Source organism: Enterococcus sp. FR204 (assembly GCF_031143325.1).
Classification (GTDB): domain Bacteria; phylum Bacillota; class Bacilli; order Lactobacillales; family Enterococcaceae; genus Enterococcus_B; species Enterococcus_B faecium.
Window position 1 is genome coordinate 1 of the sequence record NZ_JAKZIW010000002.1, and the last position, 18,338, is coordinate 18,338.

The following is an 18,338-nucleotide window of genomic DNA, read 5'->3' on the forward strand; positions in this document are numbered from 1 at the left end:
AATGATAAAAAGAAAATGATCACAGAATGGAAAATGAAATAAGTTCCTAATACGATCGTAACTAAGGCTACCCCTATACCAAAGACTTGATAGGTCCCCACGTGTTTCATCATATAGTAACCGCAGCCTAGAAAAGCAATCCCCAGTACTACTTCAAGGAAAAACAAGAATTTATGCTGCTTGATTCTTGTTGGTGTCTGATCCGCACGAATCAATGCTAATATCGGTTTTTTGACAATAGAAAAAGCATTGACAACAGCAGCTAATAAAAACAAAACAGCAAAAAACAAAACAGTGATCAACAACCCGTGAATACTAAAAGGTGTAAAATGCGAAATATTGAGATCTAACTGATCCACTAATAATCGGTGGACGATACTTGTCAATCCTACACCGACAGCTGAACCCACTAAAGTAGCTGCGATCCCTACTAAGAATGTTTCAGAAAAAATCATCTGTGCGATTTTTCTGCCTTTTGCTCCTAGCATCATAAACATTGCATAGTCTTTTTGCCGCATCGTCATCAAAAAGGAATTTGCATATAAAATATAAACGAATGTGATGATCCCTAGTAAAACAGAACCGAATCGGAAAATGATAACTGTAGCCGCAACGATCGTATTACTTTTCAAAAAAGCTTCGTTGCTTGCCATTGATTCAAACATGTAAAAAATAGCAGATGCCATAACTAATCCTGAGAATAACACCAGGTAGTCTCTTAAACGGCTCTTTATCCCAGTAAGTGATAATTTCCAAAGCATAGTCAATCTCCCCCTACTGTTCCAAGTTTCCAAGAATAGATAGTATTTCTCGATAGAAGGAATCACGGCTTTGATCTCCACGTTTCACTTCTTGATGGATACCGCCATCCTTGATGAATAAAATACGTTGGCAATAACTTGCAGAAAACGGATCATGCGTCACAAGAAGAATCGATACATGATCTTTTGTATTCAATTCGTCCATCGTATCTAAAAGATCCCGGGCACTTTTGGAATCCAGCGCACCTGTAGGCTCATCCCCTAATAGAATCGTTGGTTGTGTGATCAATGCACGTGCGGCGGCGACCCGTTGTTTTTGTCCACCGGAAATCTCAGAAGGATAGCTTTCCAAAATATGAGAGATGGATAAACGTTCTGCAATTTTTTGGACACGTTGCTTGATTTCTTTTGGTCTGACGCCTTGTAAAGAAAGAGGAACAGCGATATTTTCTTGTGCTGTCAAGCTTTCTAATAAATTAAAGTCTTGGAAAATAAAGCCAATCTCATTCGCACGAAAATCTGCTAGTTGATTTCCTTTTAATGTAGTCACATCTTTTTGATTGATTCGGATATGCCCATCTGTTGGTTTATCTAATGTGGATAAAATATTCAAAAGTGTCGATTTACCAGAACCAGAAGCGCCCATGATCCCAATAAATTCGCCTTTTTCTACATCGAAGCTGATGCCGCTTAATGCTTGCGTCTTTTTCTCATTGTTTTTTCCGTATACTTTTGTTACATTCTGTACTTCGACTATTTTGTTTATTTCTTTCCCTACCCTTTAATTAGTTTTTCCAGTGCTGTTTTCGGCACGTCTTTTTTTTCGACTTCTTCATACGAAGTGACACCTTTATTTTTGTTCCAGGTGATTTTTAAATATGCTCCTTTACGAAGCGGTCGAGTCAATTGTCCCTTGAAGTCCAGTTCTTTTTCCTTACCCTCTTTCGTATAGCCAGGCAGGATATATCTATAGTTGACTGTTTCTTGTCCAGAGTCTGATTTTGAAACTGTTTTTGTACCATCTGTCGTAATTTGTACATAGTATTCTTCTCCACCCATAACTACGTAATCTGCGATTTTCACCCCTGCAAGTACCACAACGATGAAAACAAGTAGACCGATCAGAAGTTTTTTCACTTTTTCCCCTTCTCTCTTACTTTATATACTGATTATAGAAAAAAGCGAACAATTCTGCCTTCGAATCAACTATCATTCTTCTTTCAATTTTGTCATTTTCTTTAAAACAACTAAAAAAAGAGTTCAAGACAATAATCCGTCCTAAACTCCTTCTTCCTATCTTACAAAAAGTATGTCACTTACGGTCTTTCATGTCGCCTGTATTGATAACAGGTTGCGTTCCTTTGTCTGTAATGATTGAGACAAGTAAATTATTGATCAATTGGACTTTCCGATCATCGGTGAAATTGATTTCTTGTCCATCTTCGATTTGCTCTAAGGCCATTTTAGTGATCGTGACAGCTCCTTCAACAATGGTTTGTCGAGCAGACAAAATGGCTTTTGCTTGTTGACGTTGGAGCATGGCACTAGCGATTTCTGTTGCATAGGCTAAATGGTTCAAGCGTGTTTCGATTACTTCGACACCTGCTACTGCTAAACGCTCTTGCAGCTCTTTTTGCAACTCGTCAGACACTGCCGTCGTGTTTCCTCGAAGCGTCAAATCATTCTCATTGAATGTATCATACGGGTATTGGCTAGCGATATGCCGAATGGCTGTCTCACTTTGGATTTCTACAAAATCTTGATAATACGCTACATCGAATAATGCCTTTGCTGTATCAACGACTTTAAAGACTACTACTGCTGAGATTTCGATGGGGTTTCCATCCAAATCATTGACTTTTAAAACAGAACTATTGAAATTCCGAACTTTCAACGAAACAGTCATTTTTTGTGCCAAAGGTATCGTAAGGAAAAAGCCATTTTCTCGAATCGTACCTAAATATTGTCCAAAAAACAAAATTACTTTTGCTTGATTAGGACTGACTACAGTTGCCGAACTTAACAACAATAACGTGATCAACCAAAGAAAAATACTTAAAAAAAGTGCCCAAACTTTCGCTTGCCACATGCCTAAATAGAAGAAAAACAATCCAACTAAAGCTAATACGACCAATCCGACAATCCCTGCATAACCATTGATATAAAATGCTCTTTTTTCTCTCATACTACTTCCTGCGCTCCTTTATCCTTCAATAAATATCTAATGTTACTTTTTTAATTTTTTTTCGAATACGCGCCATTACACCTTCTAGTTCTAACTCTTTGTCTTCAGTGATGTACCAACCGCTTGCCTGTGTCCCTCCGGCTGCCTGCGGTAAATAATCCAATTTTGTTCGAACCCAGTGCTTTTCTTCTGTAAAATAGTCTTCTACCAAGACCTCTAGATCCATCCCTGCTGAAAGAGGCAAATCTTCCCGAACAGATTTAAAGATAAATCGTTCCTTCTTCCCATCATACTTCAATATTCCTGTATCGATAATCGGTAAAGAATAATAATCCAGCTCTTTCTTCACCGTCAATAAATGTTTGAAAACTTCATGGTACACTTGCTCTAATTGGCGACCTTCTGAATTGTTCGGGTAATTAACCATCACTTTTTCTTTGTCTGGATCATAGAAGGTTTGGCTTAGTTGAGTGATATAAGTATGTAATCTTTCCATTTCTGTCTTTAACTTTTCTCTTTGACCTTCTTCTACCTTCATATACTCTTTCACCCTGTTTTCTTTTTAGATATTTTCTTTCTTATTTTACTATAGTTATGTGCGTTAAGCGATGAAAAACAGCAAAGATTGGAAGGATCTTTGCTGTTTTTTCTTAAAATATCCAGTTGAGTACAGGATCAATCTGTTTCATTGTCCTCTTGATCCGTCGTAATATTGATCGATGTGTCTTTAGCAGTGATCTTTAGCTTTTTCTGTCCTTGTTCTAACAAAGTATTTGTTATTGGATGGTAGTCTTTTTCAATATAAGATTCACCAGACGTTTGGATAGTATAGCCACTGTTTTCCATCTCATGCAAAGATAAATTACCACCGTTTAGGATGACTTTTCCTTCTTTGCTGATCAAACTGTCTTCTAGATGGAAGTTGCTGTTTTCACCTGTGACGATCAAGTTATCCACATTGGCCTCATCTAGTCGAAGTGAGCCTAATTCATCTTTCGCAGTTATTGTTCCTCCTGTAAATTCATTGAACGATACCCAGCCATCATGTGTCTTAGTATTCACTTTTTTGATTGATACTTCGTTGATATCAATTGCACTATTATTCCCTTCGATTGTCAATTCAGATAATTCATGATCTGCAGGGACAACAATAGTGATTTGTGCACTTGTGTCTTCTAAACTAATGATTGCACCTGTTGATTTTTTGACTGCATTCACAGTCAACACGCCATTTTTCTCCTTTATTTCTGGCTTTTCTGTCTTATCATAAGTCGTTTTTATCTCAAAATCCAATCCGCGTATGACCGAAACTGTTTGATTTTCTGCATGGATGACGATTTTGTTTGCATCCTTGATTTTTTTTGTCTCAGTAACCATATCGATCAATCGAGGACCATTATCCCAAGTCAGACTCTTTTGAGCGCCTAATGTATAAGTTGCACCTGCTAGGAGGCCACCAGTAAGCATCAGACCAATACCGGTAATCAAAAAATGTTTCAATCTCAATTTATGTGTCCTCCTTCAAACGCCCGCTGAATGCAGATCTCTTTTTGTAATAAAACGTCGTCCCATCCATTTAACAAAGTTCATCATGACATAAAAAAGCCCTTTTGTTCCTTTCAGCAACAGTGGCGAAATAAATACTGCGCTTCCTGTGGCGAACAGACCGACACCGATAAAGAATAATCCACTCAGAATCGATTGTCCAAACACACTTATTCCTGATATGATCATGAATAGGCCAACACCTAAGATACTGATACATAAAACATAGATACTAAAAATGAGCGCTAGTAAAGCAACCAATAGTCCCCCAATAACCAATATAAACCCCAGTGCTAGTGGAATGAGGACAGGAGAAGCAAATAAACCGATAATGATTAACCAAATCAGGCGAATTTGTCTTTTTGGATTTTTCACTAACTCGTTTTCTGCTTGTTCTTCTTCTGAAAAGTAACTGATTTTTAATTTCAAGGCAAACTGCTTTGGTGTACCATATTCATCAATGATCTGATCTAATGTTTTTCCAGAATCTAAAAAATATTCCTCATAATACTGGATCAAATCAAAACGATCGTCTTCAGGAATTTCTTGAAGATGATCCACAACTTCATTCAAATATTCATTCATTTGTGCTCTCCTCCAATAACCGGTCTAAAGAATCTCGAAAAACAATCCATTCATCAATAATTTCTTCTAAATGACGACTTCCCATTGGTGTCAACGAGTAATATCGACGGTTTCTGCCTTCAAAAGGTTCATCATAGGTCTCAAGATATCCTTCTTTTTTCAATCTTCTCAAAACCGGATATAGTGTAGATTCACTGACAGAGAGACTTTCTTGTACGATTTTTGTTAAGGCATACCCATACATATCTTCCTTGCTTAATGCTGCTAGCACAGTACCATCAAGAAGAACAGTTGGAATCTGGATGTGCATTACGTCACCTTCTATTCTCAAGTGTAATATTTTATTTCAATCTATATTATACAACATATAATATAGTTTCAAAATTAGTTTGTCAAATACAAAAAAACTGACTAAAAGATTTGATCCTTTTTAGTCAGCAAAAAATGGCTTCTCTTTGATTTTTATTATAACAGTGGCATAATCCAATTTGTCCACATCCAGCTCAGTGGCATGATAACGATCATTGCAGGTATCATGTCAGCTACTGGGAACATTTTCACGTTGATCATTCTAAAACCGGTAGCGACCATCAAGAATCCGCCGCAAGCTTTAAAATCTAAGATCATGTCTGGTGTAGTCAATGGATAAATAAATTTTGCCAATAAGAACAAAATATAAAAAATAATGAATTGGGGAATTGCTATCACAGAAACGACATACCCTAAATTACACGCAAAAATAGCTGCTGTGAAAAAATCAAGGACAGATTTAGAAATCAAAATCGTACTGTCTCCTGTCATCCCAGAATCTAAACTTCCATAGATCCCCGTACCACTTGCACAAAATAGAACAATGACCGTCACTAATGTACTGATAAATTCATCGTGGGTCATACCAAGCTTTTCACTAGGGAAGATTTTAGAAATAGGTACTTGCATCAGCGCAGCCCCCTTATTTATCCCATTACCTAAATGAACAATCAGACCAATCGCTGTTCCTATCACTAAAGCAAAAATAACAGCCGGCATATTTTTCATCGGCGCAATGGAATAGATTCCCATCCCCATCGAACACACACCAAAAACCATCGTCAGCTGTGCTTTAAAATGTTCACTTAATTTATTTCCTACTAATCCGCCAATTAGTCCGCCAAGCAAAACGGAACCTACATTGATCAAAACTCCAGTTGGCATCAAAAAACTCCTCTCTTTTTCTACGAAGCGAAAAAAATCAGAAAAATTTCTGTAATTATTGCTTTCGCTGCAAGAAAGATTGTAACAGACAGAGAAGATTACACCAATTCATTTTTTGTGTTAAAGTATTCTTTATTGGAATAAGTAGGAGGAATATGATGGATATCCATAAATTCGAAGTTTTTCTTGATTTAGCCGAAACAATGAATTTCACCAAAACTGCTGATCGACAATTCACCACCCAAGGAAATATTTCTAAACAGATTCTTTCGTTAGAAACAGAATTAGACGTCAAATTATTCGAACGCGCCCATAGAAAAATCGAATTGACCGAAGCTGGAAGCTTATTGCTCCCATATGTAAAAAATGTCGTAGAACAATACCATGCTATGCAAGAAGTGCTTGAAACCTATACGAAAGACAACAATCTTTCATTAAATATCTTAACGATACCGACAATGATCAATTATAAAGGTTTTTCCAAAATCACCGACTTTTTGAAACGCCATCCTGAATTTACAGTCCAGTTGAAAGAAGTGGAAAGTGTCGAATTAACTTACAATGACGCCAATGAACATAGTGACACGATCCACTTTGCTAGAAGTTTCCAGGCCCCGCCGAGTTCGATTGAGTGGTTGCCTACTGAAACAGACGATTTTGTAGCAGTTCTACCTAAAAATCATCCTTTAGCTAGTAAAAAGAAATTGGATCTAAGCGAACTGAAAAAGGAGAACTTTTTGCTCCTTGGCCCCACTACGAACTTGTATCAACCTGTACTAGATCTGTGTCGCAAAGCTGGATTTGAACCAAAAATCTCTTATAAAGGAGCAAGAATCGACTTGATCATCAATATGATTGCAAATGACATGGGGATTGCTATTGTTATGGAAAAAACAGTCAAAAATCTGTTAAAAGAAAATACTGTGATCCTCCCCATCTCTCCAACAAAAGAAAGTTATCTCGCATTTACGCGTAAAATCGGTGAACATTCTTTGGCTTCAGACACATTTTGGGAGTATTTGAGACAAGAAGAGAACTAAGCCCTTCATTTTCTGTCTATCTATCCATCCAAAAAGAGAGCGACTCATGACTTTCGCTCTCTTTCTTGCATCATATCCTTGTTTCAATAACACCTCTAACATTTCTCGTAGTTCAATAGGAAAGCAGCGATTTTTATGCCAAAAGAACCGTAAGAACATTTCCCTAATCACAAAAAACGACTAAAAACCCCTAAAAATCTTCAATAGAATTTTTAGGGGTTTTATTCTTTTTCCTATTGTTTACTTAACCGTATCATTGCTGTCGTTCCTACTCCTTCGATACTGCTATAATCAATACGTCCATCATGCAGTTCTAGAATTTTTTTGACCAGTGAAAGTCCTAGCCCATTCCCAGAAATTTGACGACTTGTATCTCCTTGATAAAATTTTTCAAACATTCGATCTTTGGTCTCTTCATTCATTCCTACACCTGAATCAGTCACTTCCAGTACAATCTCTGTGACTGTCTCAAATAGTTTGATATGAATCTTTCCATTGACTTGATTGTACTTTATGGCGTTATCCATGATATTCAGCCACACTTGGTACAAAAACTCTTCATTACCTGTATAGTTTACTGCAGCAAGTTCGATATCCAATTCTAGCTGTTCTTTTTCCCATTTAGGCTGCAAAAAAACGATTACTTCTCTGATTTGTTCATCTAATCGATACTCTTTCTTTTCCAGTTGGATACGCTGGTTTTCCAGTTTGTTCAATTTTAAAATGTTCTCTGTTAATTGTGAAAGCTGCGTGATACTTTCGATGACCCGATATAAAAATATTTGGCGTTCTTCGTCAGAAAGATTTGGGGCTTGTAACAATTGAACATATCCTTGGATTGTTGCTAGTGGTGTTTTGAATTCATGGGATACACTGGACACAAAGTCATTCCTCAGTGTCTCGATACTATTGAGTTCTTGGACCATAACGTTGAAATCTTTATACAGTTGCTGTACTTCTGCTACTTTCTGCTGTTCATCCATTCGAATCGAAAAATCTCCCGTTGCTACCAGACTCATATTTGTCCCTAGCGCACTGATTGGATGCAGGATACGCCGCCCAACAAAAATCGATATTCCTGTACCCACGACCATACTGAACCCCGCAAAGACGAATAACGGGTATAACGTTGGTTTTCCAGCCGATTCAGCAGGCGAGATAGAATGTCGAGACAATAAGAAAATAAAACCAAGAAAACACAGCAGTGTTACTAAGATCGAAATAAATACGATACTAGCAAAATAGATCCATAATTGTGAAAATAGCTTCTTTTTCATCTTTAAATAACCGCCTTATAGCCTAGTCCCCGTACTGTGATGATTTGAAAATCTTCTGTCTTTTCAAAACGGGTCCTTAAACGTTTGATATGTACATCGATCGTTCGTTCTTCTGTATTCGTGTCTAATCCCCAAATATCGTCCATCAACTGCTGGCGAGTGAAAATCTTGTTTGGATAAGACAGTAATTTATACAGAAGCAGAAATTCTTTTTGAGGCAGAATAAAAGAATGCTGATTTTGTACCACTGTATAAGTATCCAGCTCTAATTTTGTTTGCCCAATCGTCAAGATACTGCTGTAATTGATTTTTGAACGTCGAAGCAATGCTTCCACACGCAGGATCATTTCATTGACATCGATGGGTTTTGTCATATAATCATCTGCACCTAATTTGAATCCACGTTTCTTGTCCTCGAAATCAGCCTTTGCTGTAATCATCAGAACTGGCATGTCGAATCTGGCGTTACGTAATGATCCTACCAAGTCATAGCCATCCATTTCAGGCATCATGACATCTGTAATGATCAATTCTATATGTGTCGCTTCTAGTTTTTTCAGCGCATCCTCTCCATTCAGTGCGGTGATGACTGAAAAGCCCGCTCGTTCCAACACAGAACGGTAAAGCAACTGTAATTGCGGATCATCTTCTACTACTAAAATACGATTCATTGATCTCCCTCTGTTTTTTGAAAAATTTCTAGATTTTTTCTTGTAGTTCATCTTCAGTTAACATTTATTTCGTATACTACGATCATTGTTCTGATATACTTATTAGTATACCGAATATTTCAATACGGGAGAAGGGTGATTATGCTTCAATTAAAAGATATAAAAAAATATTATAAAGTCGGCGAAACCACCACCAAAGCATTGGATGGTGTGTCTGTCGCTTTCAGACAAAAAGAATTCGTAGCGATTTTAGGTCCTAGTGGTTCTGGTAAAACGACTATGCTGAATGTGATTGGTGGACTAGATAATTATGATTCCGGTGATATGGTGATCAATGGAAAGTCTACTAAAGACTTTAAGGACAGTGACTGGGATGCCTACCGAAACAACTCTATCGGTTTCATTTTTCAAAGTTACAACTTGATTGGTCATCTAGGCATTATTGAAAACGTTGAGCTTGGGATGACATTAAGTGGTGTTTCTAAAGACGAAAAACGAAAACGGGCAGAAGATGCATTGCACCGGGTCGGCTTGACAGATCATATGCATAAAAAGCCAAATCAGTTATCTGGTGGACAAATGCAGCGAGTGGCCATCGCTCGAGCACTAGCCAATGACCCAGATATCCTTTTGTGCGATGAACCAACCGGAGCGTTAGATACAGAAACAAGTATCCAGATCATGGAATTGATCCAAGAGTTATCGAAAGAAAAATTAGTGATCATGGTCACACATAATCCTGAATTGGCCCATCAATACGCAGATCGGATCATTGAATTTTCTGATGGTAAGATCTTAACAGATTCCCATCCTCACATCGAACGACCAAAAGATGATCAATTTAACTTACGCAGAACAAAGATGAGTTTTTGGACAGCGTTGAAGCTTTCCTTCAACAATATCCGAACAAAAAAAGGACGTACTTTCTTGACCTCCTTTGCTTCCAGTATTGGGATCATCGGAATCGCGATCGTTCTGTCCCTTTCTTCTGGATTCCAAAAACAAATCGATAACACGCAAGCTGAAACGATGGCGAAATTTCCGATTACTATTTCTAAGGTAACGACTAACCAGACTCGTGACGATGCCGGATTGGGTGCAAGCAAAGCGGATTATCCAGACAGCAAAACGATTACTGCAAAAGTCAGCGAAGAAGATAAAGCACAGCACACGAATAAGATTGATCAAACATACGTCGATTACGTAACAGACATCGATCCTAACTTAAGTAATAATATCGGATTTACCCGTACTACAGGAATCAATCTTTTACGTGATGTAAATGGCAAAGTACAGCCTGTCAGCTTCTCGAATCAAAATCCTGATACGGAATCTCTTTCTTTATCTAGTACGATGTCAACAATGACAGGTGTGGGAGTGTCAAGTTTCCCTACACAGCTTGACACTAGCAAAGAAAACTTTTTAAAAGACAATTATTCTTTACTTGCCGGAAGTTATCCAGCCTCAGCAACAGATGTCGTGCTGATCGTAGACGGCAATAATAATACTAATATCAACGCATTGAAGAATCTTGGATTTGATGTGAAAGAAGACGAAAAACTTGATTTTGATGATATCGTTGGTACAACATTCAAATTAGTAAACAACAATACTTACTATACAAAACTTCCAACTGGGAATTTTATCCCTAATACAGATTATGATGCGATGTATCAGAATGCTTCTGATGAATTGAAGATCTCGGGGATCCTACGCGTGAAATCTTCTTCTACAATGAATCTCTTATCTCCAGGAATCGCTTATAGCGATCAATTAACGACTCAAATCGTCAACGAAAACAAAGAATCAGAAATCGTCAAAGCTCAAAGAGACAGTGATGTAAATGTCTTAACTACTGAAAAAGTTGACGAAAATGCCAAACAAACATTGCTTAGTTATTTAGGTGGAGACAGCTTGCCTTCAAGTATCATGATTTATCCGAACAATTTTGAAGACAAAGAAAAGATCTTGGATTATCTAGATGATTACAATAAAGGCAAATCAGATGAAGATAAAATCATTTATACTGATTTAGCTGGAACGATGACTGAACTGACTGGCGGATTGATGGATGCTATCACTTATGTCCTTATTGCTTTTGCAGGGATCTCTTTAGTAACAAGTATGATCATGATCAGTATCATTACTTATACATCTGTGATTGAACGGACAAAAGAAATCGGTGTACTAAAAGCTTTAGGTGCACGTAAAAAAGACATCACTCGCGTATTTGACGCAGAAACGTGTATTTTAGGTATTTCTTCTGGGATATTAGGTGTGTTTATTGCATGGCTAGCTACGTTCCCTATCAATAGCATCTTATACAACATGACGGATCTAAAAAATGTTGCTCAACTAAATCCTGTCCATGCGATTATTCTAGTGATCGTCTCTACTATATTGACGATGCTTGGCGGTCATCTTCCTGCACGAATGGCAGCGAAAAAAGACGCCGCTATCGCTTTGCGTGCAGAATAAGGTTGTGACAACCACATTTATATTTGAGTCATAAGAGCGCTGAAATAGTAGAAAACAGCAAGAAACGAGGAAGTAATATGTTCCTTGTTTCGCGCTGTTTTTTTTAATTATTTTTTATAATTCTGGTATACTTTTCTTTCCTTTGTACCACAACTCTTCTGGCGTATACCTGTCTTTTCCATTTATGAATACTGTTCCATCTGCTTCAATCGTTACTTCAGTCCCAATCCACATATTACGAGAAAGTGCGAGAAGATTTTTTCTTTTTCCTCTTCCTTTTTTTCCAAATTGCAAGGCATCGGTTATCTCTTCTGTCCAATGAGATTTCACGTATTTTACTTCTCCGTTTTCAAATGTAACTTTCAAAATATTCGCTATATTTTCCACTTTTACTGCTTTAGGAAATGACTCCTCCATTTTTTCACTTTCCTTCTGTTAATTTTAAGTATACGCTTTCTTTTAGTGATAAGTATATCATAGTTTATTCTATTATCAAAAAAACGCATCCATTCCATTGTAGAATACTTTACCGAACAAGTTGAATTGTTTTCCTCTTTTTCACCTTTTACTATAGATAGGTAAAGACAACTAAGGAGGAATCTCTCATGACAGATCAACCGTATGATTTAAGAAAAGTCATCGAATAACTAAAAACACTTCCAGGTCAATATCACGAAACAGATATTGAAATCGATCCTGAAGCAGAATTATCTGGTGTTTACCGTTATATCGGTGCTGGCGATACAGTAAAACGTCCGACTCAAGAAGGACCAGCTATGACTTTCAACAATATCAAAGGTTTCCCCGGCACACGTGTGAACATCGGAACAATGGCTAGTCGTAAACGTGTAGGTGAAATTTTGCACCATGATTATCGAACACTTGGTCGTTTCTTGAAAGACGCTGTAGAAAATCCAATCAAACCTGTGAAAGTAGACAAAGCAGACGCTCCAGCACAAGAAGTCGTTCATCTATCTACCGATGCAGACTTCGATATTCGCAACATTTTGCCTGCACCTACAAATACTCCTGAAGATGCTGGTCCATACATCACAATGGGTGTAGTCTTAGGATCAGATCCAGAAAAAACAATGAGCGATGTAACGATCCATCGTATGGTTCTAGAAGATAAAGATACGATCGGTATGTACATCATGCCTGGCGGACGCCACATTGGTCACTTCCAAAAACAATTCGAAGCCTTGAATAAACCAATGCCTATCACTATCAATATTGGTTTAGATCCAGCAATTGCCATTGGCACGACTTTCGAACCACCTACCACTCCACTTGGCTACAATGAACTATGGTGTGCAGGAGCTTTGCGTAACGAACCTATTCAAATCGTTGATGGTATAGCAGTCGATGAAGTGGGTATTGCTCGTGCTGAATTCATTATTGAAGCAGAAATCATGCCAAATGAAACAATGCAAGAAGATATCAACACGAACTCAGGAAAAGCAATGCCAGAATTTCCTGGCTATACTGGGGATGCTAATTCAGCTGTACAAGTAGTGAAAGTCAAAGCAGTTACTCACCGAAAAGACAATCCAATCATGCAAACAACGATTGGTCCCAGTGAAGAACACGTATCTATGGCCGGTATTCCTACAGAAGCAAGTATTCTTGCCTTGGTCGATAAAGCTATTCCAGGAAAAGTAGTAAATGTCTACAATCCTCCTGCAGGTGGTGGTAAATTGATGACCATCATGCAAATCCGTAAAGAAAACGAAGCGGATGAAGGTATTCAGCGTCAAGCAGCTATTCTTGCTTTATCAGCCTTCAAAGAATTGAAGACAGTCATTTTAGTCGATGAAGATGTTGATATTTTCGACATGAACGATGTAGTTTGGACTTTCAACACTCGTTTCCAAGGAGATAAAGATATCATCGTGATCCCAGGAATGAGGAACCATCCATTGGACCCATCAGAATTACCAGAATATAATCCTGGCTCTATTCGTTTCCGTGGGATGAGTGCAAAAACTATCTTTGACGGTACAGTTCCTTTCGATATGAAAGAACATTTTGTACGTGCAAAATTCCAAGAAGTAAAAGATTGGGAAAAATATTTGAAATAATGAATGATCTGCAACTGTTTTGACATCATAAAAAGGAGTGCGGAAAATGGAACAATTGGCACAACGGAAGAAAAAAATCGTGATTGGTGTAAGTGGCGCTTCAGGCACCATTTATGCCATCAACCTAGTGAAGAAACTAAAAGAATATCCGATGGTAGAAACACACGGAATCATCAGTCCATGGGCAAAACAGAACTTAAAGCTGGAATCCGACTTATCACTAAATGAATTCGAAAGCCTGTTTGATTACCATTATTCAAACAAAGATTTAGGTGCTGCTGTCGCCAGCGGATCATTTTTGACCGATGGAATGATCATCGTACCGGCAAGTATGAAAACAGTCGCAGGTATCTCTGTTGGTTTAGGCGACAACCTGATTGCACGTGCTGCTGATGTAACAATGAAGGAGCAACGAAAGTTAGTCATTGTTCCTCGTGAAACGCCATTAAATGCCATTCACTTGGAAAACTTGACTAAATTAGCACGACTAGGTGTGCAAATCATACCACCGATCCCTGCTTTTTATAATCAGCCTCAAACGATCCAAGATCTTGTTGATCACCATACAATGAAACTTTTGGATCAATTTGGGATTGTAAATGAGCATTCAAAACGTTGGCAAGGTGATTAATATGGAAAAAGAAACGATAGTTGAAGTAACAAAACTAGATTTCACGATCCAAGCTGCTGTTAAAGTAATTGGTAAAGACTTATTGATTACTTTAACAGGCGGAGATACACCACATATCGGAACAGTCACTACATTTTCTCGTAATACAGAGATGCAAACTGTACGTTTCCCTAGCCACGATGGTCGGTTCCATAAAGACGATGTCTTAGCCGAAAAAATAGCTGTGATCATCAAAACTGCCGTTCCGGGAAGTTGTACGATCACTTCCGGTATCCATGTTGACCATATCTCCAATGCACAAATCAACGCCTCTTTTCCGATGTCAGAAGAGTTAGGTTACAAGATTTTAGATTGGTTGGAAAAAATAGATTTCCATATCAAAGAACCAGTTTATTATAAAGATGGTGAAAAACCATTATGAAAGAAGAGGTTGTGAAATCAGCGTTATGACCTGAGTATGAGAGAAAAAAATGGAAAAATAGCTTCTCATATTTTGCCGTTTTTGAGCTAATACCGAGGGACAGCTGATTGAACGCCGTTTATCAAGAGGTTGTGATAAAGCCGCTTCGTTTCGAGTAGTAAGAAAAATTTTGTAAACATGGGTTTCCACATTTTTGCATAAATTTGACTTACTACCGAGAAACTGGCTTTTGAACACCGTTTATCAAGAGGTTGTGACACGTCTTTTGTCACAACCTCTTTTATTTTTGCTTCACTGTAACTGCTACAATATCACCGATTTCTTTACCGATGTTTTTACGAATATCTTTTCGTAGTCCAAGGATGTAGCAGACTGAACCATCTGGATTTTTCACACCCATATTCACGATACTGCCTTCGTACGGCACATTGTCAAAAGTTGCTTGGACTTTAACTCTTCCAGCACCGAATTCTTTTCTTATATCATACGGAAAAATAATATATGCCCCGCCCTTGCCGACTTCGGAAGCATAGATTTTTGATTCAAAAGAATAAATTTCCCTCATTTTATTTCTCCTATTTTTTACATCTAGTATAGCATAGCAAAAAAAAGAAGGAACTGTGACAAAAGTCTTGTCGCAGTTCCTTTTTTCGAATAAACGGTGTTCAAAATATTATTCGCCTTTTGCTTCTTTCACTAATTTTGCGAATGCTTGTTGTTGGAATTCAGCAGCTAAGGCTTTCGTACGTTGTTCTTGCTCTGCTTTGCTCATTTTTGGATTTTCAGTCATTGCTTTTACCATACCGTCTTGAACATAAGCTTTTGCTTCACTTTCCATCGTACTTTGCTGTTTCTTCACTAATTCAGCTAACTTGGCTGCTTGGTCCGTACTTAATTCTACCCATGTCTCTGGGATTTTGAATGTATTCACTCGGCTGTCATATTCGTGATTGTTATCAGCAATATTGAACCAGAATTTATACATGTCGTTTTTGTATTCCCAATAAGTAGTTTTCGTCACTTTTTCAGCATCGCCGTCTGTCTTTTCTACTTTATTTGTTTCGTTATCCGTACCAGTTGCTTTTGGTTTTTCTTGTTTTTCATTTGTTCGGTAAAGATACACTTTTTCTTTTCCATTCCCTAAAGCTTTATACAAAAGCATATCTGCTCCTTGGGAATCAGCACTGGAAACAATTTTTTCTGTTTTTGTTTCCGTTACTTTTTCCATTCCAAAGTGATTGGACAAATTAGCGACGATCAAACTTAGTGAAGCGACGAAGATTAGTCCGAAAATCAAAGATAAAAAGGTTTGCCATGTTTTTTTAGCGAACACGTTCGTTAAAGCAAAAGCAAGCAAGCTGACAATCAAAACTCCAATAATCATGCATTATCCCCCGCTTTCGTTAGAACAGGTTCTTTTTTCTTCAATAAAAAGGCAATAATAAAGCCAAGGATCCCAAAGATGATCGCTACGATAAACGCGGCATGGTAACCTGACAGTGTGGCATTGATTGCCTGATCTTTATAAGCTAATGGTGTATTATCCAATACAGATTTGCTTGGGATATTTACTTTTGTCACATTCGTCAACACACTGATCAAAATAGCTGTACCAATCGAGCTTGCGATTTGACGGAATGTATTATTTACCGCTGTCCCGTGACTGATCAAGTTATTTGGCAATGCATTCATACCAGAAGTCGTTACCGGCATCATGACCATGGAGATCCCAAACATACGGATTGCATAAAGGATCACGATATATAAAACTGGAGTCGTTTTTGTCAAGAAAGCAAATGGTGCAGTTGCGGCTGTCAAAATGAACATCCCTGTGATGGCTAAACGTTTCGCGCCATATTTATCGAAAATCGCACCCGTAACAGGCATCATAGCCCCCATGATCAATGCACCCGGCAACAACATCAAGCCAGAATGGAATGCTGATTCTCCACGAATATTTTGAATATACAATGGTACGACCATTTCTGCCCCTACCATCGCCATATTTGTTACACCAGCTAAAACAGCGGCAATCGTGAATGTAGATGATTTGAATACGCGAAGTTCCAAGAATGGATGTTCCAAATGTAATTGACGCCATGAAAACAATGCGATGAAAATCACACCAACAACTAAGAAACCAATTACTTTCAAGCTTCCCCAGCCGTCATCTCCTACACTAGAAAATCCGTAAAGCAAACTACCGAATCCAATCGTTGATAAAATAGCGGATAAAATATCAATGCTAGGATTTGACAATGGAATAACGCTCTTCATTAGGAAGAATGCTAAAACCAAGACAAGAACAACGATTGGCAGTACCATACCAAACAAGTCACGCCAATGGTAGTTATCAATGATATAACCAGATAATGTAGGGCCTAAAGCAGGAGCAAGTCCAATAACGATCCCTGACATCCCCATTGCTGATCCTCTTTTTTCTGGCGGGAAAATAGATAGCATGATATTTTGCAATAATGGCATCGATACTCCCACACCGCAAGCTTGGATCAAGCGACCGATTAGTAATGTACTAAAATTAGGTGCTGTAAAGCAAGTAATTGTTCCGATCAAAAAGATCGTCATGGCAGAAAGATATAAATTTCTTGAACTGAATTTATTGATCAGCCATGCTGTTATTGGGATCATGATCCCGTTGACTAGCAAGAAACCAGTCGTTAACCATTGCACATCAGACGCTGAAATATCGAAAGCTTTCATCAATGTAGGAAAAGCTGTCGTCAATAAGGTCTGATTCAAAACGGTACAAAATGTACCAATTAATAAGACAACAACTAAAAGTGTCCGATTATATGGTTTTCCGTAAATATCTACGGGTTGGTTGTTACTCATATTTCTCCTTCTTTCTGAATTTTTTCTGAAACTACTAGAATACTTTAGTCCTAAATTCGCTATTTGTCAACCTACTTGACACATAAGTTAATACGGATATAATTAAGGGAAGCAAGAGGACAAAAGGAGTGACAAAAATGGTTGGGGCTTCCCTTAAACGTTTGTTGGAAAATGATCAATTGGTTGTTGGCATCAGTGAATTAAGTGATATCGTAGGTGTGTCTCCACGTCAATTAAGGTATTGGGAACAAAAGGGATTCATTCGTTCGATCGAAGCTGATGCGAATTGTCCTAGAAAATATCGTTTACCTACAGTCATAAAAGTAGAACTGATCAAAAAATATTTAGATGACGGATTTACTTTGTCAAAAGCTGCAGAAAAGGCAGAAATCCGCCAAAAGAAAATGCACCATGTCCGTAAAGTTTTTTCAAAAGCAATCAAAGATATCGAATTGATCGACGAACGCTATACGATTTTACAAATTGGTAACTTCAAAGAAGAGAATGCTAAGATGTACATCATTCATGACAACGAGACAGACGAATTAACTTACAAGCTCCTTCCTGTCGATGAAAAAGCTGACTACGAACAGCTGTTAAAAGAACTCTAAACGCC

The 18,338-nt window shown here is 37.9% G+C and carries 20 protein-coding genes and 1 pseudogene; 6 read left to right on the plus strand and 15 right to left on the minus strand.

Annotated elements, in window-relative coordinates:
* The 9 genes from RG571_RS00725 to RG571_RS00765 all read right to left on the minus strand — a co-directional run.
* Positions 1 to 761: FtsX-like permease family protein (locus tag RG571_RS00725; protein WP_308947758.1), on the minus strand; the 761-nt coding region annotated here is incomplete at its 3' end.
* 13 nt (positions 762 to 774) lie between these two features.
* The gene (locus RG571_RS00730; protein ID WP_002286304.1) at positions 775 to 1,527 is read right to left on the minus strand and encodes an ABC transporter ATP-binding protein; all 753 of its coding nucleotides are present in this window, start codon (positions 1,525 to 1,527) and stop codon (positions 775 to 777) included.
* Positions 1,528 to 1,535: 8 nt separating this feature from the next.
* The gene (locus RG571_RS00735) at positions 1,536 to 1,898 is read right to left on the minus strand and encodes a YxeA family protein (RefSeq protein ID WP_002286306.1); all 363 of its coding nucleotides are present in this window, start codon (positions 1,896 to 1,898) and stop codon (positions 1,536 to 1,538) included.
* A gap of 175 nt (positions 1,899 to 2,073) precedes the next feature.
* A complete protein-coding gene (locus tag RG571_RS00740; protein WP_002319206.1) occupies positions 2,074 to 2,946 on the minus strand; it encodes an SPFH domain-containing protein in 873 nt (290 codons plus the stop codon).
* Positions 2,947 to 2,971: 25 nt separating this feature from the next.
* Complete coding sequence (locus RG571_RS00745) at positions 2,972 to 3,484, minus strand: DUF5348 domain-containing protein (protein ID WP_002339568.1); 513 nt, start codon at positions 3,482 to 3,484, stop codon at positions 2,972 to 2,974.
* Between the two features lie 137 nt (positions 3,485 to 3,621).
* Positions 3,622 to 4,413: a DUF4097 family beta strand repeat-containing protein gene (locus tag RG571_RS00750; protein WP_308947760.1), complete on the minus strand. Its 792-nt coding sequence runs from the start codon at positions 4,411 to 4,413 to the stop codon at positions 3,622 to 3,624.
* A gap of 54 nt (positions 4,414 to 4,467) precedes the next feature.
* Positions 4,468 to 5,076: a DUF1700 domain-containing protein gene (locus tag RG571_RS00755; RefSeq protein ID WP_002286313.1), complete on the minus strand. Its 609-nt coding sequence runs from the start codon at positions 5,074 to 5,076 to the stop codon at positions 4,468 to 4,470.
* On the minus strand, positions 5,069 to 5,386 hold the full coding sequence (locus tag RG571_RS00760; protein ID WP_002286315.1) for a PadR family transcriptional regulator: 318 nt from the start codon (positions 5,384 to 5,386) through the stop codon (positions 5,069 to 5,071). Before RG571_RS00760 ends, RG571_RS00755 begins: the two co-directional genes overlap by 8 nt.
* Positions 5,387 to 5,541: 155 nt before the next feature.
* The gene (locus RG571_RS00765) at positions 5,542 to 6,270 is read right to left on the minus strand and encodes a DUF554 domain-containing protein (protein ID WP_002294613.1); all 729 of its coding nucleotides are present in this window, start codon (positions 6,268 to 6,270) and stop codon (positions 5,542 to 5,544) included.
* Between the two features lie 158 nt (positions 6,271 to 6,428).
* On the opposite strand from RG571_RS00765, the gene RG571_RS00770 reads away from it, so the two are divergent.
* Positions 6,429 to 7,310: a LysR family transcriptional regulator gene (locus RG571_RS00770; RefSeq protein ID WP_002339567.1), complete on the plus strand. Its 882-nt coding sequence runs from the start codon at positions 6,429 to 6,431 to the stop codon at positions 7,308 to 7,310.
* A gap of 233 nt (positions 7,311 to 7,543) precedes the next feature.
* Here the strand turns inward: RG571_RS00770 and RG571_RS00775 are convergent, their stop codons facing one another.
* On the minus strand, positions 7,544 to 8,587 hold the full coding sequence (locus RG571_RS00775) for a HAMP domain-containing sensor histidine kinase (RefSeq protein WP_308947445.1): 1,044 nt from the start codon (positions 8,585 to 8,587) through the stop codon (positions 7,544 to 7,546).
* A 2-nt stretch (positions 8,588 to 8,589) separates the two neighbouring features.
* Complete coding sequence (locus tag RG571_RS00780; protein ID WP_002297412.1) at positions 8,590 to 9,258, minus strand: response regulator transcription factor; 669 nt, start codon at positions 9,256 to 9,258, stop codon at positions 8,590 to 8,592.
* 141 nt (positions 9,259 to 9,399) lie between these two features.
* Here RG571_RS00780 and RG571_RS00785 point away from each other — a divergent pair, with 141 nt between their 5' ends.
* Positions 9,400 to 11,736, plus strand: coding sequence for an ATP-binding cassette domain-containing protein (locus RG571_RS00785; RefSeq protein ID WP_002319201.1), 2,337 nt, complete (start codon positions 9,400 to 9,402; stop codon positions 11,734 to 11,736).
* 114 nt (positions 11,737 to 11,850) lie between these two features.
* On the opposite strand, the gene RG571_RS00790 is transcribed toward RG571_RS00785, so the two are convergent.
* Entirely contained in the window at positions 11,851 to 12,153 is a 303-nt protein-coding gene (locus RG571_RS00790; protein WP_002286327.1) for a hypothetical protein, read from the minus strand.
* A 188-nt stretch (positions 12,154 to 12,341) separates the two neighbouring features.
* Between RG571_RS00790 and RG571_RS00795 the strand changes: the two are divergent.
* The 3 genes and pseudogenes from RG571_RS00795 (at position 12,342) to RG571_RS00805 (ending at position 14,869) form a co-directional block, all read left to right on the plus strand.
* Positions 12,342 to 13,817 (plus strand): annotated as a pseudogene (locus RG571_RS00795) (UbiD family decarboxylase).
* Positions 13,818 to 13,863: 46 nt separating this feature from the next.
* On the plus strand, positions 13,864 to 14,448 hold the full coding sequence (locus RG571_RS00800) for a UbiX family flavin prenyltransferase (protein ID WP_002293209.1): 585 nt from the start codon (positions 13,864 to 13,866) through the stop codon (positions 14,446 to 14,448).
* Between the two features lies 1 nt (position 14,449).
* Complete coding sequence (locus tag RG571_RS00805; protein WP_308947443.1) at positions 14,450 to 14,869, plus strand: amino acid decarboxylase; 420 nt, start codon at positions 14,450 to 14,452, stop codon at positions 14,867 to 14,869.
* A gap of 280 nt (positions 14,870 to 15,149) precedes the next feature.
* On the opposite strand, the gene RG571_RS00810 is transcribed toward RG571_RS00805, so the two are convergent.
* The 3 genes from RG571_RS00810 to RG571_RS00820 form a co-directional block, all read right to left on the minus strand.
* A complete protein-coding gene (locus RG571_RS00810; protein WP_002286335.1) occupies positions 15,150 to 15,434 on the minus strand; it encodes a DUF1905 domain-containing protein in 285 nt (94 codons plus the stop codon).
* 108 nt (positions 15,435 to 15,542) lie between these two features.
* Entirely contained in the window at positions 15,543 to 16,253 is a 711-nt protein-coding gene (locus RG571_RS00815) for a DUF4811 domain-containing protein (RefSeq protein WP_002286342.1), read from the minus strand.
* A complete protein-coding gene (locus RG571_RS00820) occupies positions 16,250 to 17,722 on the minus strand; it encodes an MDR family MFS transporter (protein ID WP_002319556.1) in 1,473 nt (490 codons plus the stop codon). Before RG571_RS00820 ends, RG571_RS00815 begins: the two co-directional genes overlap by 4 nt.
* 137 nt (positions 17,723 to 17,859) lie before the next feature.
* Here RG571_RS00820 and RG571_RS00825 point away from each other — a divergent pair, with 137 nt between their 5' ends.
* Positions 17,860 to 18,333 (plus strand): MerR family transcriptional regulator, encoded by a 474-nt coding sequence (locus RG571_RS00825; RefSeq protein ID WP_002286344.1) that lies wholly within the window; start codon positions 17,860 to 17,862, stop codon positions 18,331 to 18,333.
* Positions 18,334 to 18,338: the final 5 nt, after the last annotated feature.